We start from the raw sequence: 26,713 nt of genomic DNA, 5'->3' as shown, positions 1-26,713 counted from the left end.
CGTCAGACCTTGACGGCTTCCGCCAACTGGACGTTCGTCGGCTCTACCAGCACCACACCACCGGGCAACACGATCACCGGAATATTCTTCCGCCCACCCGCCAACTCAACAGCCCGATCCCGAGCAGCATCATCCCGCTCGACGTCGACCTCGGAAAACGGCACTTCGTGCTCCCGCAGCCAGGCCTTGGCCCGCCGGCAGTCACCACACCAGTCCGCACCGTAGAGAACGATCTCACCCATAGGCGTGATGCTAGAACGTGGCCGGCCGCGACGCTCCGTGTAGTCGTAGGGTGAGTGCCCGTGAGCGTCCTCGTGATCACCGGAACGGGAACCGAGGTCGGCAAGACGGTGGTAGTCGCCGCGCTGGCCGCCCTGGCAGCCGCCGACGGCCGCCGGGTCGCCGTCCTGAAACCCGCACAGACCGGCGTCGCCGCCGACGAGCCAGGCGACCTGGCCGAAGTGATCCGCCTGGCAGGCCCGGTAACCACCCGCGAACTGCGCCGATACCCGGACCCCCTGGCCCCGGCCACCGCCGCCCGCCGAGCCGGCCAACCGACCGTGCACCCCAGCGAGGTAGCCGCCGCAGCGGTAGACCTCGACCACACCCACGACCTGGTGCTCGTGGAGGGCGCAGGCGGCCTGCTCGTGCACTTCGACGACGAGGGCACCACCATCGCCGACGCGGCCTGGGCCCTCAACGCTCCGGTCCTGGTCGTCGCACACGCCGGCCTGGGCACCCTGAACACCACGGCACTGACCACCGAAGCCCTCCTCCACCGAGGCCTGGAGTCGGTAGGCGTCGTAGTGGGCCGCTGGCCCGCCGAACCGGACCTGGCAGCCCGCTGCAACCTGGCCGACCTCCCCGAAGCCGCCGGCGGCCCCCTGCTCGGCGTGCTGCCGGACGGCGCGGCCACCCTGGGTCGAAGCGACTTCGTGGAGATGGCCCGAGGTGCGCTGTCGCCCTGGTTCGGCGGCACGTTCGACCCGGAGAAGTTCGCCGCGCTGCACACCTGCTGACCTGCCGGCTACCGACGCACGGCGCCGGACACCTTCAACGGCGCCGGTCGCGTGCCCACGGTGCCGGACGTCTGCTGACCTCTCGCGCACCTGGCCAACGGGTCGGACACATCTGCTGACCGACACGTCTGACATACACCTGGTGCACGTACGTGTCGGCCGCCGAGACCGCCACCGTGCCTATATAGGCTCATGCGGTGGGAGCGGCATCAGGTTGACACCAAGCGCACTGGTTCACCCTGAAGGAGGCCGCAGGCGGGCAGGTTGACCGTATCAGTGACGTACGTCGCTGGGTCGTGAGTACCGCTGTGCGGCAGACTGGCCGGCGGACAACCGCCGGACAACCCTATGGAGAAGTCGTGACCGCAGCTCCCGAACAGGTCGATATCCTCGGCGTTGCCCGTGAACAGGTGCTGGAGCGCGGTGTCGGTCTGTCCGAGGAGCAGGTGCTCGACGTGCTCCGGCTGGGCGACGACCGCATTCCCGACCTGTTGGAGGTCGCGCACCAGGTCCGGATGCGGTGGTGTGGGCCGGAGGTCGAGGTTGAGGGGATCGTGTCGCTGAAGACCGGCGGGTGTCCTGAGGACTGCCACTTCTGCTCGCAGTCCGGTCAGTTCCCCTCGCCGGTGCGTTCCGCGTGGCTGGACATTCCCGGGCTCGTGCGCGCCGCCCGGCAGACCGCCGACACCGGCGCGACCGAGTTCTGCATCGTCGCCGCCGTGCGCGGGCCGGACAAGCGGCTGTTGTCGCAGGTTCGGGACGGGATCAAGGCCATCCGCGACGACGGCAACGACATCCAGATCGCGTGTTCCCTGGGCATGTTGACCCAGGAGCAGGTGGACGAGCTGGTCGCGATGGGCGTCCACCGCTACAACCACAACCTGGAGACCGCCCGCTCGCACTTCCCGCAGGTCGTCACCACCCACTCGTGGGAGGAGCGGTGGGAGACGTTGCGGATGGTGCGGGACGCCGGGATGGAGGTGTGTTGCGGCGGGATCATCGGGATGGGTGAGACGTTGGAGCAGCGGGCCGAGTTCGCCGTGCAGCTCGCCTCCCTGGAGCCGGACGAGGTGCCGCTGAACTTCCTCATCCCGAACCCCGGCACGCCGTACGAGAACTACCCCGTCGTGGAGGGGCCGGACGCGTTGCGGACGGTCGGTGCGTTCCGGCTCGCGCTGCCGCGCACGATCCTGCGGTTCGCGGGTGGGCGGGAGCTGACCTTCGGCGATCTCGGCGCCAAGCAGGGCATGTTGGGCGGGGTCAACGCGATCATCGTCGGCAACTACCTGACCAACCTGGGCCGTCCGGCGCAGGACGACCTGGACATGCTCCAGGAGCTGTCGATGCCGATCAAGGAACTGAGCAAGACGCTGTGACCATGGCCGACGCGCTCACGTACTGCAACTACTGCGGCAAGGACCTCGGCGGGACCGATCACACGGCGTGCGCGGAGCGCCTCCGCGTGGTCGACCCGCCGAGGTTCTGCGCGGCCTGTGCGCGCCGCATGGTGGTGCAGGTGACGCCGGTCGGCTGGACGGCCACGTGCAGCCGTCACGGCGAGATCACCTCCGCGCGGTAACCTGCCCTGCATCGGTAGTCCGGGCTGGGGAGGTCGTGCGTGGCGGAACAACCGGTGGACGAGCGGGCCGCGCCCGTCCGCGTGCCACCAGTCTTCGTCTACCGCTACGCGCCGCCGCGTCCTCGGGTCGTGGTGAAGCGTGACCTGTTGCCGGGGTTCGCCGTGTTGTCCACGATCGCCTTGTTCGGGCTGCCCGTGGGGTGGCTGTGGGCCCGGGTCGCGCCGCCGCAGAACGTCGTGGTCGCGCAGGACGGCTCGCTGATCCCGGTGACCGGGGAGAGCTACCACCGGCTGGACGGGCTGATGCTGTTCGTGCTCATCGGGCTCGCGGCGGGGCTGTTGGCCGGGATCGCGGTGTGGTTACTGCGGGAACGCCGTGGGCCGGTGGTGATGCTCGCGGCCACGGTGGGCGGCGGGGTGGCGGCGTACCTGGCGCAGCGGACCGGCCTCGGGTCGGCGGGCAGCCGGTACGCGGTGAGCGCCGCGCCCAAGGTGGGGGACATGATCGCCTTGGCCCCCGTCCTGGAGACGTGGTGGGGCTTGCTGGCGTGGCCCTTGGGCACGGCGCTGGCCTACGGGTGCCTGGCGGCGTGGAACGGTCTGGACGACCTCGGTCGCCGGCTCGGCTGAAGCACCGCCGCAGAGCGTCGGCAGGTAGAGCGTTGGCGGGCAGAGCGTTGGCGGGCAGAGCGTTGGCGGGCAGAGCGTTGGCGGGCAGAGCGTTGGCGGGCAGAGCGTTGGCGGGCAGAGCGTCGGCGGGCAGAGCGTCGGCGGGCAGAGCGTCGGCGGGCAGAGCGTCGGCAGGCAGAGCGTCGACACGGAGAGCCGGCGGAACTCAGCACACGCGGTAGTCCTCGTCGCGGATGTCGGTGACGAACATGTGGCCGGGCGCGTGCGTGATCGCGAACGGCGGCCTGGACGCCATCACCGCCGCCTGCGGGGTGACGCCGCACGCCCAGAACACCGGGACGTCGCCGTCGTGCGGGACGGTCGGATCGCCGAAGTCCGGTTCGTCGAGGTCCTTGATGCCCAGCCCGGCCGGATCGCCGATGTGCACGGGCGACCCGTGCACGGCGGGCATCCGGGCGGTGATCTCGCGGGCGGTGTCGGTGAGGTGGGCCGGGAGGTAGCGCATGCTCACCACCATCGGGCCGTGCAGCTTGCCCGCCGGGCGGCATTCGCGGTCGGTGACGTACATCGGGACGTTGCGGCCCTGCTCGACGTGGCGGAGCGGCACGCCGGCCCGTGTCAGCGCCGACTCGAAGGTGAAGCTGCACCCGATCAGGAACGCCACCAGGTCGTCCCGCCAGTGCGCGGTGGCGTCGGTCGGCTCGGCGGTCAGTTCGCCGTGTTCCCAGATCCGGTAGCGGGGCAGGTCGCGCGTCAGGTCGGCGTTGGGCGCCAGTGCGGTGCGCGGCGATCCCGCGTCGGTCACGTCCAGCACCGGGCACGGCTTCGGGTTGCGTTGGGCGAACAGCAGCACGTCGTAGGCCCAGTCCCGGGGCACGGCGATCAGGTTGGCCTGGGTGTAGCCGTCGGCGAGGCCGGCGGTCGGGCCGGTGGCGTGGCGGCGCACCTGCTCGGGCGTCGCAAGCTCCGGGTTCGCAGTATCGGAGTTCACGGCTTCGGAGGTCACAGCAGTTCCCTTCCCCGGGTCTCGGGCAGCCCGAGCAGCGCCACCACGGCGATCCCGTAGGCGATCGCGCCGAACACCATCGCGCCGCCGACGCCCATCCGGTCGGCCATGAAGCCGACCAGCGTGGGGAACAGCGCGCCCACCGCCCGGCCGAAGTTGTAGGTGAACCCCTGGCCGGTGCCGCGCAGCGCGGTCGGGTACAGCTCGGCCAGGAACGACCCGAAGCCGCTGAAGATCGCCGACATGCAGAACCCGAGCGGGAAGCCGAGGAACAGGACGGTGGTGTTCGCGCCGGCCGGGATCTGGGTGTAGAGCATGATCAGCCCGGCGGACAGGATCGCGAACAGCGCGAAGGTCTTCTTGCGCCCCAACCAGTCCGTGACGTAGCCGCCGGCGACGTAGCCGATGAACGCGCCGGAGATGAGGAACGCCAGGTACCCGCCGGTGCCGATGACGGTGAGGCCGCGTTCCGACTTGAGGTAGGTGGGCAGCCAGGTGGCCAGCGTGTAGTACCCGCCTTGGACGCCGGTCGCGAGGAGGGACGCGAAGAGCGTGGTGCGGGTCAGGTCCCCGGCGAAGATCGCCCGGAACGAGCCCTTGTGGTCGCTGGTGGCACGGCGTTCGGTGACGTGCGGCGCGTCCTTGACGGTGCGGCGGACGTAGATGATCAGGAGCGCGGGCAGGGCGCCGGTCCAGAACAGCACCCGCCAGGCGATGTCCTGCGGGAAGAAGTTGAAGACCACGGTGTAGACGACGACGGACAGCGCCCAGCCGACGGCCCACGCGCTCTGGATGAACGCCACCGTGCGGCCCCGGTACTGGGGTTTGCAGTACTCGGCGACGAGGATCGCGCCCGCCGCCCACTCGCCGCCGAAGCCGAGGCCTTGCAGGGCGCGGAACACGAGGAGCGTCTCGTAGCTGGTGGCGAAGCCGCACAGGACGGTGAAGACGGCGTAGGTGGCGACCGTGATCATGAGGGTGCGGACGCGGCCGATGCGGTCGGCCATGACGCCCGCGACCGCGCCGCCGATGGCGCTGACCACCAGGGTGACCGTGGTCAGGAGGCCGGCTTCGCCCTTGGTGATGCCGAAGTAGGCGGTGATCGCGACCAGGCCGAGGGGCAGGACCTGGAAGTCGTACGAGTCCAGCCCGTACCCGCCGAACGCCCCGATGAAGGCTTTCCGGCCGTTGCGGCCGAGGGTGCGGAACCAGGCGAAGGGGCCGCCGTCCGTCCGGGCGGTCTCCGCGGTGCTGCTGCTCATCTCTCACCTCGCAGACGTGGGGTTGTGCGCTGGACCACACCGTAGAGGATTGTTGAACAATCCCACTAGAGGGCAATAGGACGAATCAACACGAGAACATGCGGGCATGCTCAGACGCAACTGCCGGTCCAGGGGGATCGGAAGACGGTCCAGGGAGATGGGTAGATGGTCCGGGCGGATGGGAAGACGGCCCAGGGGGATGGGAAGACGGCCCAGGGCACCGATGTGAGGGGGCGGGTCGGCGATGTGGTGCGGGAGGGAAGGGCGTCAGTTGCGGTGGGGGAGGTGGCCCAGGTCGGCGATGGGTGCGGGCACCGCGTGCAGGGCTGTGATGATCCCCGCCTCGCGGTGCATCATCCGGCGGACCATGCGCAGCCGCCGCGCCTCCGAGCGCTCCTCCAGCAGGTGCTGCCGGTCCTCCAGGGTCAGCAGGCAGTCGTTGGCCAGCGCGTAGGCCAGCGCGTCCGTCCTCGCCACCACCGGGTCGTCCTCGAACGCCGCCCGCCGATACCGCCGGAACGCACCCATCGCCCCGTCCACCAGCAACGGCAGCACCTCCGCCACCTCCGCAGGCAGCGGCACGTCCTCCACCCACTCCACCTTGCCAAGCAGGTAGGGCGCGCTCTCGGTGTCCACGTCCACCAGCCGGAACCGCCGCCCGCCCGACGTCGCCAGGTCGAACCGGCCGTCGGGCAGCGGCTTCGCGTCGCGGAGCAGGGCCTCGCACCCGACGGCGTGCAGCGCTGTCGCGTTGCCCGTCCCGACCTCCCAGCCCTGGCGGATCGCGACGACGCCGAACGACCGACCGGGTAGCTGCTCGGTCATCAGGTCGACGGTGAGCTGCCGGTACCGGGGCTCGAACACGTGCAGGGGCAGCGACGTTCCCGGGAGCAGCACGGTACCCAGCGGAAACAGGGGGAGCGTCGTGGTCACGTGCCCAAGTTACGGCTGCTCGGTGGTCGCAGCACGGCGAACGGATCGGTGACCCGCATCTCCCGTGACACGAACCGGAACAGCGCCGCGGGCCGGCCGCCGGACGGGCCGACCGGGGCGACCGCGCCGGTCGGCTCCAGCAGGCCGCGCCGGGACAGCACGCGTTGCAGGTTGGTCGCCGTCACCTCGTACCCGAGCGCCGCCGAGTACAGCGAGCGCAGCGCCGAGATGGTGAACTCCGGTGGGGCCAAGGCGAATCCGACGTTCGTGTAGGACAGCTTGGACGCCAGCCGGTTCCGGGCCCGGCGGCAGATCGCCTCGTGGTCGAACGCGGTCGCGGGCAGCGCGTCCACCGGGTGCCACGCCGTGTCCGAGGGCACCACCGGGTCCGTGTCGGACGGCACCAGGCCGAGGAACGCGGTCGCCACCACGCGCGGTCCGGGCACCCGGCCGGGGGCGCTGAAGACGGCTAGCTGCTCCACGTGTGAGAGCTGTCTCACGTCCACTTTTTCCGCGAGCTGGCGTCGGATCGACGCCTCCACGTCCTCGTCGTCGCCGAGTCCGCCGCCCGGTAGTGACCAGCGGTGAGCGTGCGGTTCCCGCGCGCGTTCCCACAGCATGACCTGGAGTGATCCGGCTCTCACCTGGAGCACCGCGGCCACGACCTCATGTCCCGCTAGACCCACTCGGCTGATACTATCGGCCACGTTTTCGCCCGAAAGGCGAAAACCTGGCTGAAGGAGGACATCCATGGTCGCTACCGCTTATGTGGAGCGAACCTCTGACGGTGCGTACGACGGCATCGCGCCGGACGCCGCCTGGCGGGACGAGGTGCTGGAGCTGGCGCGCAGGCAGGACGCGGTGATCCTCGCGCACAACTACCAGCTACCCGAGATCCAGGACATCGCGCACCACACCGGCGACTCGCTGGCGCTCAGCCGCATCGCCGCCGCGAGCGACGCGTCGACCATCGTGTTCTGCGGTGTGCACTTCATGGCCGAGACCGCGAAGATCCTGGCTCCGCACAAGACGGTGCTGATCCCGGACGAGCGCGCGGGCTGCTCGCTGGCCGACTCGATCACCGGCGACCAGTTGCGCGCGTGGAAGGCCGAGCACCCCGGCGCGGTGGTGGTGTCCTACGTGAACACGACCGCCGAGGTGAAGGCCGAGACGGACATCTGCTGCACGTCCTCGAACGCCGTCGACGTGGTGGCCTCCATCCCCGCCGACCGCGAGGTGCTGTTCCTGCCGGACCAGTTCCTCGGCGCGCACGTCAAGCGCGAGACCGGCCGCGGGAACCTGCACATCTGGGCGGGCGAGTGCCACGTCCACGCGGGCATCAACGGCCCGGAGCTGGCCGAGCGCGCGGCGGCGAACCCGGACGCCGACCTGTTCATCCACCCCGAGTGCGGCTGCGCCACCTCGGCGCTCTACCTCGCGGGCGAGGGCACGGTCCCGGCCGAGCAGGTGAAGATCCTCTCGACCGGCGACATGATCACCGCCGCCCGCCGCACGAGCGCCAAGTCGGTGCTCGTCGCGACCGAGATCGGGATGCTGCACCAGCTCCGCCGCGCCGCGCCGGAGATCGACTTCCGGGCCGTGAACGAGCGGGCGTCCTGCCGGTACATGAAGATGATCACCCCGACCGCCCTGCTGCGCTGCCTGCGCGAGGGCAAGGACGAGGTGCACGTCGACCTGGAGACCGCGCGGCGCGCCCGGGGCGCCGTGCAGCGCATGATCGAGATCGGCAAGCCCGGCGGCGGCGAGTGAGCACTCCGCTGTGGGAGGCCCGCGCCGACCTGGTGGTGGTCGGCACGGGTGTCGCGGGGCTGACGGCGGCGCTGCGCGCGCGTGAGCTGGGACTGCGGGTGCTCGTCGTCACCAAGGCGGAACAGCGTGACGGCAACACCCGTTGGGCGCAGGGCGGTGTGGCCGTCGTGCTGCCCGACGAGCACGACGAGGGCGACACGGTCGACGCGCACGTCCGCGACACCCTGGTGGCGGGCGCGGGCCTGTGCGACGAGGGCGCGGTGGGCGCGATCATCGCGGGCGGGCCGGCGGCCGTGACCGGACTGCGCCGGCGGGGCGCGGTGTTCGACGCCGCCGCGGACGGCCGGCTGGCCCGCACCCGCGAGGGCGGGCACAGCGCGTTCCGCGTGGTGCACGCGGGCGGCGACGCGACCGGGGCCGAGGTGGAGCGGGCGCTGCTCGCCGCCGCCGGCGACGGCCGCGTCCCGGTGCTGGAGCAGCACATCGCGGTGGACGCGGTGCGCACGCCGCTCGGCCAGGTGTGCGGCCTGCTGGTGCTGGACGGCAACGGCGTGCCCGGTGTGCTGACCGCGCCCGCCGTGCTGCTGGCCAGCGGCGGCCTGGGGCAGCTCTACCAGGCCACGTCCAACCCGGAGGTGGCGACCGGCGACGGGCTGGCGCTCGCGCTGCGGGCGGGCGCGGTGGCGGCGGACGTGGAGTTCGTGCAGTTCCACCCGACCGTCCTGTACACGGGGCGGGGCGCGCGCGGCCGGTGCCCGCTGGTCACCGAGGCGGTGCGCGGCGAGGGCGCGGTGCTGCTCGACGCGACCGGCGCCCGCGTGATGCGCGGCGTGCACCCGCTGGAGGACCTCGCGCCGCGCGATGTCGTGGCGGCGGCGATCACCCGGCACGTGGCGGACGCCCCCGGCGGCGTGGACGACCACGTCTTCCTCGACGCCACGGGCATCTCCGACTTCGCGCGGCGGTTCCCGACCGTGCACGCGGCGTGCGTCACGGCCGGCGTCGACCCGGCCCGGCAGCCGATCCCGGTCTCCCCGGCGGCGCACTTCGCGTGCGGCGGCGTGGTGTCCGATGTGGACGGACGCACCGGCGTGACGGGCCTGTACGCGGCGGGCGAGGTGGCGCGGACCGGCCTGCACGGCGCGAACCGGTTGGCGTCCAACAGCCTGCTGGAAGGCCTGGTGGTCGGCACGCGGGCCGCCGAGGCGGTCGCGAGCGACCTCGCGCTGGGCGTGCTGGCCCGCTGCACGGGCACGGCGGAGCTGCCTACCGCGCCGGTCGCGGACCGGGACTCGTTGCAGCGCGTGATGAGCCGGTACGCGGCGATCGGCCGGGACGCCGAAGGGCTGGCCGTGGTCGGCTCGGTGCTCGACTTGTCCACTGTGGACCGGAAGCTGGACACCCGGCAACTGGTGGAGGACGCGGCGCTGACCGTGGCGGCACGGGCGCTGATCGCGGCGGCGGCCGAGCGCACCGAGTCGCGCGGCTGCCACGTGCGCACCGACTTCCCGTCCCGCGACGACGTGCGGTGGCAGCGCGGCCAGGTGGTGCGGCTCAACCCGTCGGGCCAGCCGGTGCTGGCCGACCCGGTGACGGCTTCGAGGGGAGTGGCATGACGACCGGACCCGGACTCGATCCGGACGACCTGCGGCGGGTCATCACGACGGCGCTCGCCGAAGACCTCCGCTACGGCGCGGACGCGACGACGGAGGCGACGGTGCCCGCCGACGCGGTGGCCGTCGCCGAGCTGACCCCGCGCCAAGCCGGTGTGCTGGCCGGTATCCCGGTGGCGCTGGCGGTGTTCGAGGAGGTGTTGGACTTCGAGGTGCTGGACCGCCGCGACGACGGCGACAAGGCCGTCCCCGGCGAGCCCGCGCTGGTGCTGCGCGGCCCGGTGCGCGGCCTGCTCACCGCCGAGCGCACGGCGTTGAACCTGCTGTGCCACCTGTCCGGCGTCGCGACGCTCACCGCCGCGTGGGTGGGGGAGGTCGCCGAGACCCGGGCGAAGGTGCGGGACTCCCGCAAGACGCTGCCCGGCCTGCGGCTGCTGGAGAAGTACGCGGTCCGCTGCGGCGGTGGCGTCAACCACCGGCTCGGCCTCGGCGACGCCGTGCTGATCAAGGACAACCACGTCCGCGCGGCCGGCTCGGTCACCGCCGCGCTGGCCGCCGTCCGCGCCCACGCCCCGCACCTGCCGTGCGAGGTGGAGGTGGACTCGCTGGCACAGCTTGACGAAGCCGTCGCGGAGGGCGCGGAACTGGTGCTGCTGGACAACTTCACGGTCGCCGGGTGCGCGGAGGCCGTGCGGCGGGCCGGTGGCGTCACGCTGGAGGCGTCCGGCGGCCTCACCCTGGACGTGGCCCGCGCCTACGCCGAGACCGGCGTGGACTACCTGGCCGTGGGCGGCCTGACCCACTCGGCCCCCGCCCTGGACCTGGGGATGGACCTGCGCTGAGCCGCCCGCGCCCTGGACCTGGGAGCGGACCCGCGCCGAGCCGCCCGCGCCCCGGGTTCGGGAGCGGACCCGCGCTGAGCCGCCCGCGCCCTCGTCGTCGAGGGCGCGGGCCCTCCGCGTTCAGGCCTTGTCGTCACGTTCGACCTCGATGCGTTCCTTGCGCACCTGGTCACCGACCTGCCGCTGCTCGGTCACCGTCTCCTTGTCCAGCCGCACCTTCTCCACCGGCTCGGCCCGCTTGCGCACCACGGGCTCCTCCCGGCGCAGCGACACCTCGACCTCCTCTTCGGCGAACGCCTCGCGGGCGTCACCGCGGTCGGCGGGCTCCCGCACCACGCGCACCTCTTCGTGCGTCACCGGCACGGTCACGTTCTGCTGCTCGGTCACGACGTGCTTGACCAGCCGCACCCGCTCACCGCCGGTCTCGCGCGTGCCGACGTCAAGCTGCTCCTCGTACCGGGTCACCGACTGGTCGTCGCGGGTGCGCCCGGCGCGGGTGTCGTCACGCGTCTGCCGCGCCTGGGGCTGCCGGCCGGTGGTCTGCTGCGCAGTCGTCTGCTGCCCGGTCGTCCGCCCGGTGGTCTGCTGCCCGGTGGTCCGGCCGGTGGTCTGCTGCCCCGCGGTCCGCCGGCCACCGGGCATCCGGTCGTGCTCGCCGGGCCGGGCGGTCGGGATCATCCCGTAGTACGAGTACAGCTCGTCCTGCTGCGCGTCGGACATGTGCTGGTCGTCGACGTCGATCCGCGGCGCGTCCTTGACCTGCTGCTTCTCCACCGGCACGGTGATGTGGCCCTTGCCCATCCGCGCGTCCTGGATCGGCACGAACGTCTCCTTGAGCCCGAACAGCCCGGTGTGCACCGAAGCCCACATCGGCCGCCCGTCGCGGTCGTCCAGCCACACCTGCTTGACCGACCCGATCCGCTCGCCGTGCGAATCGATCACGTCGCAGTCGTACAGCCGGTCCACCTCGGCTTGGTTGATCATGGTCTTCCCTTCGCATCGTCCGTACACGTGCGAGGGCGGATTACCCGTGACGTGGAACGAGCCACCGTCCGTCACCCGGACGTGTGGCTCGTTCCCCCCGAAAGAGATTCGGGTCGTCAGTCGTCGTGCGAGGGCCTCGTCGGGTCGTTGACGATCACCAGCCGAGGCGCCGGGTCGACCGCGTCCTGGGTGACGAGGAACAGCCGCTTCAGGTCGGACCCCCAGGCCAGACCACGCGTCGCCACCGTCTCCGACCGGTCCACCTGCACCGTGCGGACCGGCTGCGTGCCACCCGCCGCGTACACCCGCACGTCGTTGTCGCCGCTGGTGCCGATGCCGGTGGCCAGGTACGCGCTGTCGGGTGACGCCGCCACCGCCACCGGACGCGTCCCGGTGCGGTACGCCCCGCGCCGCGCCAGGTTCGCCGGCGCGAACGCCTCCACGTGGTCGCGCGACCCGGACGCGCTGTAGAGCGTCGCACCGTCCGGGGTGACGGACAGGTCGTTCAGGCTCGCCCCGACGACGTCACCGGACGCGCTCGCGGTCAGCTCGCCACCCCTCTGGGTGAACACGCGCACGGTCGACTGGCTCAGCGAGAGCTGCCCGGCCACCAGCGGCCCGGCGTCCGTCCCGTTCGACGCCAGCAGCGGCGCGCGCTGGAACGTCGCGTTCCCGTGCACCTTGCCGATGTCGACCCCGACCGCCGGGTCGAGCTTGCCGATCTTGGCGTTCCAGTCCGCCGCGCACCCGTAGCCGAACCAGACCAGCGCGCCGGTCCGCGCCAGGTGCGTGGGGCACGTCTGCGGCCCGACCTCGAACCGACCGGTCTCGGCCAGCGTCTCGGTGCTGATGACGGAGATCGCGTCCCCGGCCGCCAGCGCCACGTACAGGCTCGCCCCGTCCGCGCTGAGCACCAGCCCGGTGGCGCCCTGCTGGCCGTCGATCCGCTTGGTCACCCGCCCCCGGAAATCGGTGACCACGATGCCGTTCGCGGTCGGGCCGCCGCTGACGAACACCCGTTGGTGCGCCTGGTCGACCGCGATGTCGCCGTAGCCGGGCAGCGGCAGCCGGTCGTCGGTCGCCTGCGCCGGTGTCGCGAGCGCCAGCGCGGCGCCCACCGCACCGACGATCGCGAGCGTGAGCTTTCGCATGGTTCCTCCCCCTGTGGACGACGCGTCACCCGGCCGCGGCGCGGACCAGGTCGAACGCGCGGACGTGCTCCTTGTTGTGCGGGTTGTCGAGATCGAGGTGCGCTTCCAGCGTCGCCAGCGCCCCCTTGGCGTCCCCGAGCGTCACCTGGGCCGCGGCCACGGCGATCCAGCCCCGCGCGCCCAGCCCGATGCCGTCCCGGTCGCCCAGCGCCCAGGCGACGAACGCGGCGGGCGAGGACAGCGCGGTGAACAGCGCCCCGAACCGGTCGCGCAGCAGGCCGCCGACCCACCCGGCCACGTCGGCCGCCGCCTCCGGCCCGTCGACCAGCAGCTCCCGCCGCGACCCCACGGCGTACTCGCGCACGTCGAAGCGCAGGGTGAAGTCGACGACCACCCCGTGCCTGGGCGGGTCGAGTTTCCTGGCGAGCGCCACCACGTCCGGGAACGCCACCTCGCCGTACGGCTGCACGACGATCGAGTCCTTCGCGTACCGGGGGTGCAGCTCGAAGTCGAACACCAGCCGCTGGAAGCCGTCCGCCACGTTCCGCCGGTACACCAGCGCGTCCTTGCGCCGCCGCAGCCCCAACTCCGCCGCCGCCGGGTCGACCCGGCCGGTCAGCGCGTCGGCCAGCACCCGTCTGCCCCCGGCGCGGTCCGCGATCACCGGAACACCTGCACGATGATGGTGCCGACGACCTTGGCGCCCCGGTGCCTGCCGGTCGCGGTGCCGGTGTTGCCGGCGGTGTTGATCCAGTCGTCCTTCGCCCGCTGGTCGGTGCGCTTGCGACCGTCGGTCTTGGCCTCGATGCCGATCAGCTCGTCCTCACCCACCCTGATCGCCCCGTCGTAGATCCGGACGCCGCCGTCCCAGTCGCCCTGGACGCGGACGTCGCCGCGGATCACGTCGTAGCCCTCGGCTTCCAACAGGTCCCACACCTCGCGCTCGTGGCCCGCGCCGTCACGGCCCGGCTCGCCGTTGCGCTTGGCGTACTTGCCGTCCGGGGTCCGGGGCGCCTCGCCGCCGGTCCCGCAGTTGTGCACCAGGATCGCGTCGGCGTAGTAGGTGTGCAAACCGGCGACGGACAGGTTGTGCACCCGGAGGAACGACGTCCAGGTGCGGATCGAGGTGACCCGCTCCGCCTCGCCGTCCGGCCCGCGCAGCCAGTCGCCGACCTCCAGCGCGCCGGCGGGCACCCAGTCGCCCTCGTTCTCCACCCAGAACGGGTGGCCGTCGGTCGCGACGACCTCGCCGCCGCCGGCCACGGTCACCCCGACCAGCTCGCGCACGCCCTCGCCGACCACCAGCCCGGTCACCCGGCCCGCGTCGGACTGCCCGCTCACCGGGTCGCCCGCCAGCACCTTCTCGCCGACCCGCACGTCGCGGATCGCCTTGCGGGAGCCGTCCGCCATCAGCACGGGTGTGTCGCCGGTGAAGCTGTTGCCGACCTTGCACGCCGGCGCGGCGGGCTCCTGCGGCTTCGGGGCGTCGGCTTCCGCCTTGGGCCGCGGCGCGTCGGCCTTCGGCGCGGGCGGCGGGTCGACCTTGCTCGCGGTGCGCGCCGCGTCGGCCACGTTGTCGGTCGCCTGCACGGCGTCCATGGCCTTGTCCGCGTACTTGCCCGCCTTCACGGCGGTCGCGGCGTAGCCCGCGAACGGGATCGCCGACGCGGCCGACAGCGCGGCGTCGACGTAGTTGCCCTCGGCCGCGTACCAGGCCGCGTTCGCCAGGTCGGCGACCTCGCCGACGACCGGGATCATGCCCGCCACGTCCAGCACGGCGTGCCCGATGTCGCTGAACGAGAGGCCGAACAGGTGCCCGTCGATCTCCACCGCGCTGATCGGGTTGCCGCCGCCGAACGAGTAGCGGTTCATGGTGAACGGGTTGGTCGCCAGCCCGAGGTCGTTCAGCGCCCCGTTGTACAGGTCCAGCGACAGGAACCGGTTCTGGCTCGGGCTGTAGTCCCGGAAGCCCATGTCGTAGTTGCCGGACGCCGAGTCGTACCGCTTGGTGTTGAAGCGGTAGGAGTTCAGCGGCTCCCCGTCGGGGTCGCCGGCGCCCGGCTTGTCGTCCCCGGTGAACGCCGACTCGTCGTCCTGCCCGTACGCCGTGTAGCCGTAGGTGGCCTTGGCGTCGCCCTCGGAGTCGGTGACCGACTCGACGTCCGAGTGCGGGCTGAAGCTCTGGAACAGGTCCTCCTCGGTGCCGTCCTCCTCGACCGACACCTGGGACAGCAGCTCGCCGTGCGGCGAGTACTGGTAGGTCTTGCGGACCTCGCCGTCCAGCCGCTCGGTCAGCACCTGCTCGGACAGGCCGAGGTAGAGCATGTCGGTGGTCTTCGTCCGGCCGGCGGCCGTGGTGCTCTGCGACACCGTGCGGTCCAGCGGGTCGTAGACGTACTTGGTGGTGCGGGCCAGGTCGCCGGTGCCCGCGCGGTGCTCGGCGGTGTGGTCGAACCCGTCGTAGATGTACTTCTCGGTCTGCTCGCCCGCCGAGCTGACCTTGCTCAGCCGCCCGAACGGGTCGTAGGCGTAGGTCGACTTCGTCTCGCCCGCGGTGGCCGACACCAGCCGGTTGCGGTCGTGGGCGTAGGTCGTCTCGACGTCCTTGATCTTCTGCCGCACGACGTTGTTGTTGCCGTCGTGCCGGTACTCCTCGGTGGCCGGGTCGTCACCGGTCTTCTCGACCTTCCGCACCCGGTCGCGCGGGTCGTAGGTGTAGGCGAACGTGCTGTTCTTGGCCGCCCCGTGGTCGTCGGCGTTCTGCTTGCGCGACTCGTCCCTGGCGCGGTTGCCGTTCGCGTCGTACTCGATCCGGTGCTCGTTGACGACGGTGTCGCCGGACTTCTTCTTCTCCACCTGGTGCTTGAGCATCCCGTCCAGGAAGTACTCGAAGTCCACGGTGTTGCCGTTGTGCTTGACCTGCTTGGCCAGGTGCGCGCGCGGCGTGTAGGAGAAGGTGGTGACCTTGTCCGCCGGGTCGTCGCCGGACTTCCGGTTGGTGACCTTGGCGACCAGGTCCCGCACGTCGTACTCGAAGACCGCGGACTGGTCGTCGTGCCGCCACTCCGCGACGTTGCCGTTGGCGTCGTAGGTGAACGTGGTGGTGTTCCGGACCTCGCCGCCCTTGCGCTCCTCCACCTTGTCCGCGCGGTCGAGCACGTCGTAGGCGACGCTGTACTCGTCCACCCGCGCGCCGGAGCTGAGGTCCTTGATCAGCGTCTGGTTGTCGTCGGCGTCGTAGAAGTACTGGAACTCCTTGGACTCCGCGTCCACGTCGCCGCTGTTGTCGCGGACCAGCCGGACCGCGTCGGCGCTGACCGAGCCGTTCGCGCGGTCGGTGAGCGTGACCTTGCGGACGGTGTCCTCGGTGAACTGGTAGGTCCCGAGGCTGACCCACTTGCCGGTGTCCTTGCTCTGGTCCACCGCCACGGTCGCCACGCCGCCGTCGTGCTCCACGGTGTAGGTGGCGTCGGTCGCGGTGGCCGTGCCGTAGCGGGCCCACACCTCGTACCGGCCACCGGCCGGGATGTCGGCTTTCCACGTGAAGCTGTCGCCGCCACCGCCCGCGGGGTGCGTCCGGTAGTCGAAGCCCTCGTGGTCGACGTCGCCGGACGCGGTCGCCCAGTTCCCGACGACCTCGGTGTCGTTCGGGTCGGAGTTGTCCACCAGCGCCACGTGCTTGCCGACCGGGACACCGCCGTCGGAACGGGACTTGCGCTTGCCGTCCGGGTGGTAGGACCACTCCTGGGTCCGGCTGGAGCCGCCGCCCGCGCTCAGGTGCGTGCGGCGGATCTGCTGGCCGAGGTCGTTGTACTCGTACTGGGTGCCGATGCCCCACGCGTCGGTGGTGGACCTGGTCCAGCCGTTGTCGAAGTAGGCGTACCTGGTGGTGTTGCGGACCGTCTGCCCGTTCGACGGCGGCGCGCTGACCTCGGTCAGGTTGCCGATCTCGTCGTAGGAGTTGAGGATGCGGTCCGGCGCCTCGACGTCCGCGTCGTCCCGGTCGAACGGCTGGAGCTGCTCCTTGACCCGGTTCAGCTCGTCGTAGACGACCTCGTGCACGAAGTCGTCCGGGTCGTCCGCGGTGTCCACGCCGCGCGGCGTGGTGGTGCGGGTCTTGTTGCCCACCTGGTCGTACTCGTACCGCGTGGTGCGGACGACCCCGTTGTCGTGCGGTGCGCGCACCTCCACCGGCTTGGCCCGCTCGTCGAGCACGATGGTGGTGGCGACGTCGTCCTCGTCCTTGGTCTCCACCACGTTGCCGTCGCGGTCGAACCGCTTCTCGACGTCGTGCCCGGCCGCGTCGATCGTCTTGACCACGCGGTGGTTGAGGTCGAACACGTACTTGGTGGTGAAGTCGGCCGGGTCCGGCGTGGCGGTCTTCTTGGCGTCGGCCTCGGTCACCGCGTTGCCGACCCGGTCGTAGGCCACGGTGAACCGCTGGCCCTTGGCGTCGGTGCCCTCGACCGGCTGGTTGACGGCGTCGTAGCGGACCTTCGCGGTGTAGTCGTCGGGCTCCGGGGTGAGCGTGCCCTTCGGCGTCGTCTCCCGGATCAGGTTGCCCACCTTGTCGTAGGCGAACGTCCGGGTCTTGGTCGGCGAGCCCGGCCAGTCGTCGGACGGGGAGGTGACCGCGACCTGGCGGTCCATCGCGTCGTACGCGGTGGTGGTCACCGCCCGGTTCGCGGCGGTGAGCGCGACGATGTTGTCGTTGCGGTCGTAGGTCGCGCCCGGCGTCACGATGTGCTGGTCGGCCGCCGCGTCCTTCGGCACGCGGGAGTCCAGGGGGCGCTTGAAGATGTCGAACGTGAACCAGCGCACCTTCTGCTTCGCGTCCACAGTGGACACGACGTTGCCCACGTCGTCGTACCGGAAGAAGCTGGCGCACTCCAACGGGTCCACGATCCGCTGCGGGTAGCCGTTGGCGTCGTAGTCGCCGTAGGTCGTCGTGTTCCCGTTGGCGTCCGTGGTGGTGATCAGGTGCCCGAAGTCGTCATAGGTGTACCGCGTGGTGTAGTCGCCGTCGGCGGCGGTCGCGGTGCCCTTCGGGTCGGTGACGGCGGCCAGGTTCCCCTTGTCGTCGTACACGAACGTCCACTTGCGGCCCTCCGGCGACGTCTTGCCGGTCAGGTCGGCGACGTGGCCGTCGAGGTCGGTGCGGTACTCCAGCCTCGTCGCGGGCCAGTCGTTGGCGTTGGCCTCGGCGTCCCGGACCTCCAGCGGCGAGCCGGTCTTCCGGTCGTACACCCAGGTGGTGGTCGCGCCGTTGTCCTCGCGCAGCCTGACCACGTTGTTGTCGGCGTCCCAGGCCAGTTCGGTGGTCTCGCCGTTGGCGTTGGTCAGCTTCTCGGTGCGGCCGAAGCCGTCGATGAGGTAGGTGGCGGTGTGGCCGTTCGCGTCGGTCACCGTGGACTGGACCTTGGAGCCCCGGTCGCCGTCCGGGTCGGCGTAGCCGAACGACGTCACGCCGTCCAGCCGGTCCACCAGGTCCTGGAGCTTCGCGTCCTTGGTGTAGCGGAGCCTGCTCGCGCCGCCGTTGGGGTCGACGACCCTGGTCAGCTTCGGGTTGTGGGCGTTGTCGTAGAAGAAGGTGAACGGCTTCTCGTCGGGCGTGCCCGCGCCGTCCACGACCTCCTGGAGGAGGCCGCCCTCGCCGTAGGTGAAGGTGATCCGGCGGCCGGAGATGTCGGTGACCGACCGGAGCTGGTTGACGATCGAGGCGTCGGACAGGCCGGTCGCGGCGACCTTGCGGCCGTCCCGGAAGAAGGAGTAGTCGTCGCCGTGGTGGTAGTAGTCCAGGCTCAGCGTGCGGCGGCCGGCGGCGTCGGTGACGTGGGTGAGCAGCCGGACGCCGCGCGCGCCCACGAAACCGTTCTGGTAGTGGAACTCCAGCTCGTTGCCGTTGCGGTCGGCGGTCGCGGTCTGGTAGCCGCGGTGGTCGAAGAACATCCGCGTGCGGTCCGGGCTGGTGAACACCCAGCGGCGGCTGTCGTCGTCACCGGAGGACCGCTCCAGCAGCAGGTGCACGCCGGCCGGGCTCGCGTACGTCCACTTGCGGCTGTCGGCGCTGTCGTGCTTGTCCAGCTCGAACTCGTGGCTCGTGCCGTCGCCGTCGACCAGGGTGATCCTGTTCGGGTGCCCGGTCAGGACGGGCGTGAGCAGGCCGTCGAACTGCAGCGGCGTGCCCAGCCGCTGCAACGTCGACGTGGCCACCGACCAGCCGCGGCCCGCGTAGGAGTTCGAGGTGTCCTGGCTGTTGTAGGTGAGCCGGCCGAACGTCGCCAGGCCCCGGCCGGGGTTGCTGAACGCGTTGTAGGACAGCACCGCGTTGCCCGCGTACTGGTTGACCGACACCCCGGTGCCCGCCCCGGTCGGCTTGCCGCTGTACTGGTGGAACTTCTCCAGTCCCAACTGGTCGGACGTCGGGTGCTCGACGGTGACGGCCTGGTCCAGCGTCGGCACGCCCGCCTGCGACAGCCAGCGGCGGGTGGTGCGGTCGAGCAGGTCCCACTTCAGCACCCAGGCTTCGCGCCGGTTGCCGGCGTCGGCGTTGGGCGGCGTCTTGAGCCTGGCGTCCACGGTGACCGTCGCACCGGGAGCGAGGTCGGCCGGGAGTTCGGTCTCCAGCCGGTTGCCGGCGTTGGTCTGGTCGCTGCCGTCGGGCAGGAACCAGTGGTAGGACAGCGCATACGCGGCTTTCGGCCACGCCGTCGCGGTGGTGTTGCGCAGCGTCACCCGGACCCGGTGCTCGTCGCCGGGGATCATCCGCAGCGGGGTGTCCGGCGCGGAGTACGTCGTATCGGCGGCCTCGGTGGTCTCGGCCAACGGCCTGCTCGGCGCGGCGGCGACGCGGGACACCCGCGGCACCGCCGGCGCGGTCGGCGTGTCGCATCTCACGGCCTGTGCCTGCGCCGGTCTCCGATCCGCCTGCGCGGGCGCCGCGGACACCGTCTGCGCCGCGCCCGACGCCACCAGCGCGGACACCGCGCCGACCGCGAAAATCCTGGTCAAAATACGCATGTGCCATGCCCCCTCGGAAATGTTTCCGGGCAGCCCGCTAACGCAGGGCAGGCCGTGCGGCCGGAAACAGCAATGCGGTCGGCGTATTTCGCGTGCACGCCGAAGAAGACGGTTCGCAATACCGTCGGGTGTGGTCTGACCTCAGACTTCGCGCTTCCCCAAGCGCACCGGGCAGCCCCCTCGCGCCCGGCGGAAACTCACCCCTCGTAAGCCTCGTGTAAAAGTGACATTACCGGTCGGGCACGAAGCGGCAGTACGCCGAACGGGTCAAATTCGGCATACCGGCCGAGGTGGAATTCCGCTACATCCGGCGGTTCGCGAGAACGGGCAGCGCACGCCTCGCCCGCTCGACCGCCGCCACGTCCACGTCGGCGAAGAGCACGCCCGGCTCCGCGCCGAGCTGGTGCTCGACCGCGCCCAGCGGCGAGGCGACGGTGCTGTACCCGATGCCGGTGGGCGCGCCGTCGTGGTCCTCGCGCGGGTCGGCCTGGCCGCACGCCAGGACCCAGGACGTGCAGTCCAGCGCCCGCGCCCGGACCAGCAGCTCCCACTGCTCCCGCTTGCCCGGCCCCGCGCCCCACGACGCGCCGAGCAGGACGGCGGACGCGCCCTGGTCCGCCAAGGCCCGGAACAGCTCGGGGAAACGCACGTCGTAGCAGGTCGCCAGGCCGAAGGTGACGCCGTCCACCTCGACGGCCACCGGTTTCCCGCCCGGCGCGACGGTCCGCGACTCGGTGAACCCGAAGGCGTCGAACAGGTGGATCTTGTCGTACCCGACGTGCAGTCCGCCGCCGGTCGCGAGCAGCGTGTTGGTGACCCGCCCGTCCGGCGACGGCGTGAACATGCCCGCCACGACGACCACCCCGTGCTCGTCCGCGATGTCCCGCACGGCCGTCGCCCACGGGCCGTCCAGCGGCTCGGCGACCGGTCCGAGCGGCACGCCGAACCGGCACATCGCCGCCTCCGGGAACACGACCACCCGTGCGCCCGCCGCGCGCTCGACCCCCGCCCGCAGCAGGTCCAGGTTGGCCGACGGGTCGGTGGACGACGTGATCTGGCAGAGGGCGACACGCATACCCCCACTCTAGGTAGTGTCAGGTCCCGTGCGCTCCCTGTTGCCCCCGCTCGCCCTGGTCGCCGTGCTCGCCGCCGCCGGGTGCACGGGGACGACGACACCCAACGCGGAGGGCACGGCGGACGGCAGCTCGATCGTGCTGGCCGACGCCACCGAGCCGGCCACGCTGAACCCGCTGCTCGGCTACGGCCGCGACGGCGTGTCCAAGATCTACGACGGCCTCGTGGAGCACCGCGCGGACCGGTCGCTGCGGCCCCAGCTCGCCGCCGACCTGCCGCAACCCGCCGCCGACGGCCTGTCCTGGACGGTCCGGCTGCGGGACGACGTGAAGTTCGCCGACGGCTCGGCGTTCGGGCCGGAGGACGTGGTCGCGACCTACCGCGCGCTGCTGGACCCGGCGTCGGGCTCCACGGAACGCGCGGCGTTCGGCAGCCTGGCCGGCGTCGAGCAGCTCGACGTGCGCACGGTCCGGTTCGCGCTGACCGAGCCGTGGGCGGCGTTCCCGCACCAGCTCGTGCTGGGCGTACTGCCGAGCGAGGCGTTCAGCGTGCCGCTGAGGGACGTGCGGCCGGTCGGCACCGGCCCGTACAAGCTGGTGGACTGGCGCAAGGGCGACCGGATGGTGCTGGAGTCCAACCCGGCGCACTTCGGCGGCGAGCCGCGGATCCGCAGGCTCACCGTCGTCTTCGTGCCGGACGACAACACCCGTGGCCAGCGCATGCAGGCGGGCGAGTTCGACGGCGTGGAACTCCCGCCGCGGCTGGCCCAGCCGTTCGCCAACGCCAGCGGGATGCGCGTGGTGACCCACCGCTCCACGGACCTGCGCGCCGTCACCCTCCCGGCCGGCCCGGTGACCGGCGACCCGGCGGTGCGGATGGCCCTCAACCACGCCGTGAACCGCAAGGGCGTGGTGGACAACCTGTTGGGCGGCAACGGTTCCCCGGCCGCCACACCGATACCGGACACCCTGCCGGAGTTCTACGACCCGGCGGCGTCCTTCGCCTACGACAAGGCGCAGGCGGAACTCCTGCTCGACCAGGCGGGCTGGGCGCGCGGCGCGGACGGCGTGCGGGCCCGCGACGGCGTGCCGGCCCGGTTCACCCTGATGTACCCGATCGGCGACGTGGTGCGCGCCGACCTGGCGACGGCGTTCGTGGCCGACGCGAAGGCGGTCGGCGTGGACGTCCAGCTCGCCGGCCTGGGCTGGGACGCCATCGCACCGCGCCTGGGCGCGGACGCCCTGCTGCACGGCGGCGGCACCCCGTTCGACCCGGACCTGACGGCCTACCAGCCGCTGCACACCGGCAACCCGTGGGGCTACTCGAACCCGCGGGTGGACGCCGCCCTGGACGCCGGCCGCAGGCTGCTGGACCCGGCGCAGCGGGCGGCGGCGTACCGGCAGCTCCAACACGCCTACCTGGCCGCACCGGGCATGGTCGTGCTCGCGGCCGTGCAGCACACCTACGTGGTGCGCGACAACTGGACCGGGTACCAGGAGGTCGTCGACCCGCACGCGCACGGCGCCCTGTCCTGGGGCCCGTGGTGGAACCTGGAGAAGTGGACGGCGCGCTAGGACACGTCCCAGACCGTGACCTCAAGGGTCATGGACGGGTCCAGCCCGGCCCCGATCCGGACCACCGTCAGGTAGCCGACCCGTTGGTCCGTGGTCCCGAAGCACACCACCGAGCCTTCTTGACCGACACCCGGCGCTGCCCCACGTGGCCCTCCAGCTCTCCGGCGCACTGCGCGTGGTCGGGCGGGCCGTCGCCGTGCCACGCGACGAGAGTGTGGCCGGTGATGTGGGACAGGTCGCCGTAGGACACGTCGCTCCCGACCAACGCCTCCGTCGGACTGCCGGCGTCGAAGTCCAATTTCCCGTACGACAGGCCGTTCAGTTCCGTGCTGCCGCGCCACCACACTCGGCCGGCCGGCGTCCCGGTGGTCGGGTCGGCGTTGGTCCGGTGGGTGGTGGGCGCGTGGTCGCCCGCGGCCGGTCGTCCGGCGTCGCCGGGTCCGGCCCGGTCGCGGTGGCGGCCGGCGTCTCGGCGGCCGGGCCGTACCGCAGCGCCTGGGACACCGCGAACCCGGTCAGCAGCAGGGCGACGGCCGCGAGCGCGAGCGGCCACACCCGGCGCCGGACCGGCGGCGTGAGGTAGACGTTGTCGATCCGGCCCGCCTGCACGCCCTGGACGGACGGGCTGGTGATCTCGTTGCGGACGGTGGGCGTGGTGTGCGCGGGCTCGACGCCCTCCGGTTCGGCGGCCATCGCATCGGTTCCCCTCTCGCGGTGTCCCCATGCCATGGTGTACACGAAAAGGTGAGCGGCCGACTCGGAGACTCCGTACCGGCCGGAGGGGGTCACCCGTGATCGACCTGAACGCCGTGCGCGCCGACACACCGGGTGCGGGCCGACGGATCTTCCTGGACTCCGCGGGCTCCTCGCTGCCGCCACGACCGGTGCTGGACGAGGTGATCGGCCACCTGGAGCGCGAGGCCGAGGTCGGCGGGTACGTCGCCGCGCGGGAACGTCACGACGACCTCGAAGCGGGTTACGGGGTGTTCGCCGAGCTGCTGGGCGCGGAGCCGGACGAGATCGCGTTCACCGACAGCGCCACCCGGTCCTGGCTGGCGGCGTTCGACGCGGTCCCGCTGGGCGAGGGCGACCGCGTGCTGGTGACGGAGGTCGAGTACGCGGGCAACGCCATCCCGATCCTGCACCGCGCCCGGCAGGTCGGCGCGACCGTCGACACGATCCCGTCCGACGCCGCCGGCCAGGTCGACGTCGAGGCGTTGCAAGAGCTGCTGGACGAGCGGGTCAAGCTGGTCTCGCTGGTGCACGTGCCCACCAACGGCGGCCTGGTCAACCCGGTCAAGGAGGTCGCCGAAGCGGCGCACGGGGTCGGCGCGCTGGTGCTGCTGGACGCCTGCCAGTCGATCGGCCAGCTCCCGGTCAGGGCCGAGGAGCTGGGTGTGGACCTGATCTCCGCGACCGGCCGCAAGTGGCTGCGCGGACCGCGCGGCACCGGTGTGCTGGTGGTGCGCCGGGACGTGCGGTCCCGGCTCCGGCCCCGGCTGGTCGACCTGCACAGCGGCGAGTGGGTCGGACCGCGGGAGATCAAACTGCGCGAGGACGCCCGCGTCTACGAGCTGTGGGAGACCTCGGTCGCCGACCGGCTCGGGCTCATCGCCGCCGCGAGGTACGCCCTGGACCTCGGGCTGGACGCCATCGCGCGGGAGGTCCGGGCCAGGGCCGAGCGGCTGCGGCAGGGGCTGCGCGCCCTGCCGGGGGTGGAGGTGCGGGACATCGGCGAGCAGCAGGCGGGCATCGTCACGTTCACCGTCGAGGGCTGGGACGTCGTCGGGCTGCGCGATCGGCTGGCCGCGGAGGACGTCACGGTGAGCACGAGCCATCGGGGTTCGACGTTGTTGGACATGACCAAGCGCGGGCTCGGCGAGTTGGTTCGTGCGTCACCGCACTACTTCGTCGAGCCCGCGCAGGTCGATCAGGCAGTGGAGGCTGTCAGCAGGTGCGGCCGATGATGCGCGGCACGCAGTCCGAGTAGGTCAGGAACAGCTCCACGGCGCTGTCGTTCCGGGCCGTCTGGGCGGCGATCAGGGTGTCCCGCGGGTAGAAGCCGGGGCTGGCGCCCTTGGGGTACATCTCGAAGGTGTAGCTCCAGATCTTGTGCACGCCCCACATCCAGTCGTTGACGCTGCCGTCGGTGATGTAGAGGTCGCTGGACTGCTGCGGGGTGTAGCCGTTGGTCGCCGCCATCCGCCTGCCGAGCGTGGCGAACGCGTTGGCCTGGTTGGCGTCCAGCCCCGGAGCGGTGTCCGCGTACGTGTAGCCGTACGGCCACAGGATCAGCTCCGAGTAGGTGTGCCAGTCGATGTGCGTCTTGATCTGCTGTGTGCCGCCGACGACCCGGCCGTTCACGAAGTCGCGGATGCGCGCGGTCTCCGGTGCGGAGAACGCGGACGGGCCGCGGTAGGTCTCGCTGGTCGCGCTGCCGCTGGAGCCGCCGCAGCAGCCCCACTGGAAGCCCCAGTTCCGGTTGGGGTCGGTGCCGTTGGACGGCTGCCGGTTCTTGCGCCACGACCGGAACTGGCCGCTCGCGATGTCGTACTCGACGCCGTCCGGGTTCACCATCGGGATGACCCAGATCTCCCGCGAGTCGATCAGGTTCTTGACCGTCGGGTTGGTGGCGTAGTTGTCGGTGTACTGCTTGATGATGCGCAGGCACATCTCGACGGTGAGGTGCTCACGGGCGTGCTGGTTGCAGGTGAACAGCACCTCGGGCTCGTTCTCGTCCACGCCGGGGTTGTCGCTGATCTTCAGCATCCACAGGTCGCGGTTCTCGTAGGACTTGCCGATGCTCGACAGCTTCACGAGGTCCGAGTGGTCGGTGACGGTCTGGTTCAGCTCGGCGACCGTCTCCCGGAAGTTGTGGTAGCCCGCGTAGCCCGACGGGAAGTCCTGCGTCCCGACCTGCGGGTCGGTGAAGTCGGACTTGCCGAGCGCCGCGAGCTGGGCGTCGACATCGCCCAGGTCCGTCATCGGCAGCCCGGTGGCGCGCAGCGCCCACTGCTGCCGGGCCTCGGCGATCACGGTGAGCCGCGGCCCGTCCGTGCCGAGCACGTCGACCCCGGTCCGGGCCACCTTGGTCCGGTCCTGCGGGGTGTTCGCGATGATCTCGAAGAGCGTCCGCTCCGGGGTGCTGGTCGTGCCCGGCTGCGCCGTCACGGTGTTCAGGGGCAACACCAGGGTCAGACAAGCGCCGAGCACGGCGGCCACCAGGCCGCGCCGCTTGGGCGACATTTCGCCTCCATCATCAGCAGGGTTTGCGACGGAGTTGCTGCCTACGCAGCGTGGCCCGGTTGTCACAGGCCGGCATAGCCCCCGTTTGTCGGGTTCCCCGCCCCGGACGCGGCTGACAGTTGACAGACGCCGCCGTGAGGACCGAATTCCGCAATTGTGCGGCCATTCGGGTGTATAACCACCCCCTGTTCGGCCTAATGTCGGTCACCATTAGTTTGGTCTCGGGGAGGACGGACGTTCCGGCGACAGGGCGGCGCAGCGGTGGAACAGCACGACCAGGGGTCCAGCAAGGCCGAGGCCAGCGACCACTCGCGGGCCATCTCGGCCCGGGGGAACGTGGTCTACATCGAGGTCCACCGGCCTCCCTCCCCGGCGGCACGCCGGCCGTGGCGGCTCTGGCTGGGTGTGGCCGGCGGGGTCGCGCTGGTGGCGGCCGGGGTGGTCGCGAGCGTTCTCTGGCCCGAGGGAAGGCAGCGGGTCACGTACGCCACGCCCTCGCTCACGTCGGCCCGCGCTCCTGCGACGACCACGACGACGGCTGCCACCACGACGACGCCCGTGGTGATCGGCAGCGTGCCGCGGCCCGTCGGGCAGCCGCTCGTGCCGGCCGACCAGCTTCCGCGCGCCACGCCCGTCACGACGACGCAACCCGCCCCGACCTCCGCGCCGACGCCGCCCCCGCCCTCGATCGTGATCGCGGTCGGCGGGGCCACCAGCAGTTCCCGTTGCGAGAAGGGGAAATGCTATTGGATCGCCACCCGGCTGACCGGGTTCGCGCCGAACACCGGATACGAGGTGGTCGCAGTCGGGAACGGCCGCGAATTCAGCGAGCCGTGCGAAGCCCGGACCGACGCGAACGGCGCGGACGACTGCAACACGACCCGTTACGACGTGCCCGGCGCCGAGGTCTACGTCTACGTCCGGACCGCGCGGGGCACGATCACCTCGAACACCATCGTCTGGCCGTCCGAGAGGAGCGTCACGTGGCTGCCGAACTGAACCGTTTTCGG

At 71.7% G+C, this 26,713-nt stretch carries 22 protein-coding genes; 10 read left to right on the top strand and 12 right to left on the bottom strand.

Annotated features, from left to right (window positions below; translation table 11 throughout):
- Nucleotides 1-2: 2 nt before the first annotated feature.
- A complete protein-coding gene (locus ACQPZF_RS32880; RefSeq protein WP_433263675.1) occupies nt 3-242 on the bottom strand; it encodes a glutaredoxin family protein in 240 nt (79 codons plus the stop codon).
- Between the two features lie 60 nt (nt 243-302).
- On the opposite strand from ACQPZF_RS32880, the gene bioD reads away from it, so the two are divergent.
- The 4 genes from bioD (at nt 303) to ACQPZF_RS32860 (ending at nt 3,228) form a co-directional block, all read left to right on the top strand.
- Entirely contained in the window at nt 303-1,019 is a 717-nt protein-coding gene (bioD, locus tag ACQPZF_RS32875) for a dethiobiotin synthase (protein WP_433263673.1), read from the top strand.
- Between the two features lie 359 nt (nt 1,020-1,378).
- The gene (gene bioB / locus ACQPZF_RS32870) at nt 1,379-2,395 is read left to right on the top strand and encodes a biotin synthase BioB (protein ID WP_433263671.1); all 1,017 of its coding nucleotides are present in this window, start codon (nt 1,379-1,381) and stop codon (nt 2,393-2,395) included.
- 2 nt (nt 2,396-2,397) lie between these two features.
- Nucleotides 2,398-2,598, top strand: a complete 201-nt coding sequence (locus ACQPZF_RS32865; protein WP_433263669.1) for a hypothetical protein — start codon at nt 2,398-2,400, stop codon at nt 2,596-2,598.
- 39 nt (nt 2,599-2,637) lie between these two features.
- Nucleotides 2,638-3,228 (top strand): DUF2567 domain-containing protein, encoded by a 591-nt coding sequence (locus tag ACQPZF_RS32860; RefSeq protein ID WP_433263667.1) that lies wholly within the window; start codon nt 2,638-2,640, stop codon nt 3,226-3,228.
- 205 nt (nt 3,229-3,433) lie between these two features.
- On the opposite strand, the gene ACQPZF_RS32855 is transcribed toward ACQPZF_RS32860, so the two are convergent.
- From ACQPZF_RS32855 to ACQPZF_RS32840, 4 genes are all read right to left on the bottom strand, one after another.
- Nucleotides 3,434-4,174 carry a putative hydro-lyase gene (locus tag ACQPZF_RS32855; RefSeq protein ID WP_433274812.1) on the bottom strand — a complete coding sequence of 247 codons (741 nt, stop codon included), beginning with the start codon at nt 4,172-4,174 and terminating at the stop codon, nt 3,434-3,436.
- A gap of 56 nt (nt 4,175-4,230) precedes the next feature.
- Nucleotides 4,231-5,496: an MFS transporter gene (locus tag ACQPZF_RS32850; RefSeq protein ID WP_433263665.1), complete on the bottom strand. Its 1,266-nt coding sequence runs from the start codon at nt 5,494-5,496 to the stop codon at nt 4,231-4,233.
- A 267-nt stretch (nt 5,497-5,763) separates the two neighbouring features.
- Complete coding sequence (locus ACQPZF_RS32845) at nt 5,764-6,429, bottom strand: LON peptidase substrate-binding domain-containing protein (protein WP_433263663.1); 666 nt, start codon at nt 6,427-6,429, stop codon at nt 5,764-5,766.
- Complete coding sequence (locus ACQPZF_RS32840; protein WP_433263661.1) at nt 6,426-7,115, bottom strand: NUDIX hydrolase; 690 nt, start codon at nt 7,113-7,115, stop codon at nt 6,426-6,428. Before ACQPZF_RS32840 ends, ACQPZF_RS32845 begins: the two co-directional genes overlap by 4 nt.
- A gap of 64 nt (nt 7,116-7,179) precedes the next feature.
- Between ACQPZF_RS32840 and nadA the strand changes: the two genes are divergently transcribed.
- Genes nadA through nadC form a run of 3 tightly spaced genes read left to right on the top strand, consistent with a single transcriptional unit; the run spans nt 7,180 to nt 10,654 of the window.
- Nucleotides 7,180-8,199, top strand: coding sequence for a quinolinate synthase NadA (gene nadA / locus ACQPZF_RS32835; protein WP_433263659.1), 1,020 nt, complete (start codon nt 7,180-7,182; stop codon nt 8,197-8,199).
- Nucleotides 8,196-9,815 (top strand): L-aspartate oxidase, encoded by a 1,620-nt coding sequence (locus ACQPZF_RS32830; RefSeq protein WP_433263657.1) that lies wholly within the window; start codon nt 8,196-8,198, stop codon nt 9,813-9,815. Before nadA ends, ACQPZF_RS32830 begins: the two co-directional genes overlap by 4 nt.
- Nucleotides 9,812-10,654, top strand: a complete 843-nt coding sequence (gene nadC, locus ACQPZF_RS32825; RefSeq protein ID WP_433263655.1) for a carboxylating nicotinate-nucleotide diphosphorylase — start codon at nt 9,812-9,814, stop codon at nt 10,652-10,654. Before ACQPZF_RS32830 ends, nadC begins: the two co-directional genes overlap by 4 nt.
- A gap of 120 nt (nt 10,655-10,774) precedes the next feature.
- Here the strand turns inward: nadC and ACQPZF_RS32820 are convergent, their stop codons facing one another.
- The 5 genes from ACQPZF_RS32820 to ACQPZF_RS32800 form a co-directional block, all read right to left on the bottom strand.
- On the bottom strand, nt 10,775-11,638 hold the full coding sequence (locus tag ACQPZF_RS32820; protein ID WP_433263653.1) for a DUF2382 domain-containing protein: 864 nt from the start codon (nt 11,636-11,638) through the stop codon (nt 10,775-10,777).
- A gap of 116 nt (nt 11,639-11,754) precedes the next feature.
- Entirely contained in the window at nt 11,755-12,789 is a 1,035-nt protein-coding gene (locus ACQPZF_RS32815; protein WP_433263651.1) for a hypothetical protein, read from the bottom strand.
- A gap of 25 nt (nt 12,790-12,814) precedes the next feature.
- On the bottom strand, nt 12,815-13,453 hold the full coding sequence (locus ACQPZF_RS32810) for a hypothetical protein (RefSeq protein ID WP_433263649.1): 639 nt from the start codon (nt 13,451-13,453) through the stop codon (nt 12,815-12,817).
- A complete protein-coding gene (locus tag ACQPZF_RS32805; RefSeq protein ID WP_433263647.1) occupies nt 13,450-19,809 on the bottom strand; it encodes a polymorphic toxin-type HINT domain-containing protein in 6,360 nt (2,119 codons plus the stop codon). Before ACQPZF_RS32805 ends, ACQPZF_RS32810 begins: the two co-directional genes overlap by 4 nt.
- 301 nt (nt 19,810-20,110) lie before the next feature.
- Nucleotides 20,111-20,884: a carbon-nitrogen hydrolase family protein gene (locus ACQPZF_RS32800; RefSeq protein WP_433263645.1), complete on the bottom strand. Its 774-nt coding sequence runs from the start codon at nt 20,882-20,884 to the stop codon at nt 20,111-20,113.
- Between the two features lie 28 nt (nt 20,885-20,912).
- Between ACQPZF_RS32800 and ACQPZF_RS32795 the strand changes: the two genes are divergently transcribed.
- The gene (locus tag ACQPZF_RS32795; protein ID WP_433263643.1) at nt 20,913-22,457 is read left to right on the top strand and encodes an ABC transporter substrate-binding protein; all 1,545 of its coding nucleotides are present in this window, start codon (nt 20,913-20,915) and stop codon (nt 22,455-22,457) included.
- A 318-nt stretch (nt 22,458-22,775) separates the two neighbouring features.
- On the opposite strand, the gene ACQPZF_RS32790 is transcribed toward ACQPZF_RS32795, so the two are convergent.
- Entirely contained in the window at nt 22,776-23,150 is a 375-nt protein-coding gene (locus ACQPZF_RS32790) for a hypothetical protein (protein WP_433263641.1), read from the bottom strand.
- Between the two features lie 98 nt (nt 23,151-23,248).
- Between ACQPZF_RS32790 and ACQPZF_RS32785 the strand changes: the two genes are divergently transcribed.
- Nucleotides 23,249-24,424, top strand: coding sequence for an aminotransferase class V-fold PLP-dependent enzyme (locus ACQPZF_RS32785; RefSeq protein WP_433263639.1), 1,176 nt, complete (start codon nt 23,249-23,251; stop codon nt 24,422-24,424).
- Here ACQPZF_RS32785 and ACQPZF_RS32780 read toward each other — a convergent pair.
- Nucleotides 24,405-25,703 (bottom strand): M14 family metallopeptidase, encoded by a 1,299-nt coding sequence (locus ACQPZF_RS32780; protein ID WP_433263637.1) that lies wholly within the window; start codon nt 25,701-25,703, stop codon nt 24,405-24,407. The genes ACQPZF_RS32785 and ACQPZF_RS32780 overlap by 20 nt on opposite strands.
- A gap of 261 nt (nt 25,704-25,964) precedes the next feature.
- On the opposite strand from ACQPZF_RS32780, the gene ACQPZF_RS32775 reads away from it, so the two are divergent.
- Entirely contained in the window at nt 25,965-26,702 is a 738-nt protein-coding gene (locus ACQPZF_RS32775; protein ID WP_433263636.1) for a hypothetical protein, read from the top strand.
- The last annotated feature ends 11 nt before the right edge of the window (nt 26,703-26,713 follow it).

This window comes from Actinosynnema sp. CS-041913, assembly GCF_050942485.1.
Lineage (GTDB): Bacteria > Actinomycetota > Actinomycetes > Mycobacteriales > Pseudonocardiaceae > Actinosynnema.
The sequence above is the reverse complement of the archived record's forward strand: the minus strand, read 5'-3'. Positions and strand labels throughout refer to the sequence as shown.

Coding starts and splice junctions, on each gene's coding strand:
- ACQPZF_RS32880 (WP_433263675.1), bottom strand. CDS start 242: ATGGGTGAGATCGTTCTCTACGGTGCGGACTGGTGTGGTGACTGCCGG.
- ACQPZF_RS32865 (WP_433263669.1), top strand. CDS start 2,398: ATGGCCGACGCGCTCACGTACTGCAACTACTGCGGCAAGGACCTCGGC.
- ACQPZF_RS32850 (WP_433263665.1), bottom strand. CDS start 5,496: ATGAGCAGCAGCACCGCGGAGACCGCCCGGACGGACGGCGGCCCCTTC.
- nadA (WP_433263659.1), top strand. CDS start 7,180: ATGGTCGCTACCGCTTATGTGGAGCGAACCTCTGACGGTGCGTACGAC.
- nadC (WP_433263655.1), top strand. CDS start 9,812: ATGACGACCGGACCCGGACTCGATCCGGACGACCTGCGGCGGGTCATC.
- ACQPZF_RS32820 (WP_433263653.1), bottom strand. CDS start 11,638: ATGATCAACCAAGCCGAGGTGGACCGGCTGTACGACTGCGACGTGATC.
- ACQPZF_RS32815 (WP_433263651.1), bottom strand. CDS start 12,789: ATGCGAAAGCTCACGCTCGCGATCGTCGGTGCGGTGGGCGCCGCGCTG.
- ACQPZF_RS32805 (WP_433263647.1), bottom strand. CDS start 19,809: ATGCGTATTTTGACCAGGATTTTCGCGGTCGGCGCGGTGTCCGCGCTG.
- ACQPZF_RS32800 (WP_433263645.1), bottom strand. CDS start 20,884: ATGCGTGTCGCCCTCTGCCAGATCACGTCGTCCACCGACCCGTCGGCC.
- ACQPZF_RS32790 (WP_433263641.1), bottom strand. CDS start 23,150: ATGGCCGCCGAACCGGAGGGCGTCGAGCCCGCGCACACCACGCCCACC.
- ACQPZF_RS32780 (WP_433263637.1), bottom strand. CDS start 25,703: ATGTCGCCCAAGCGGCGCGGCCTGGTGGCCGCCGTGCTCGGCGCTTGT.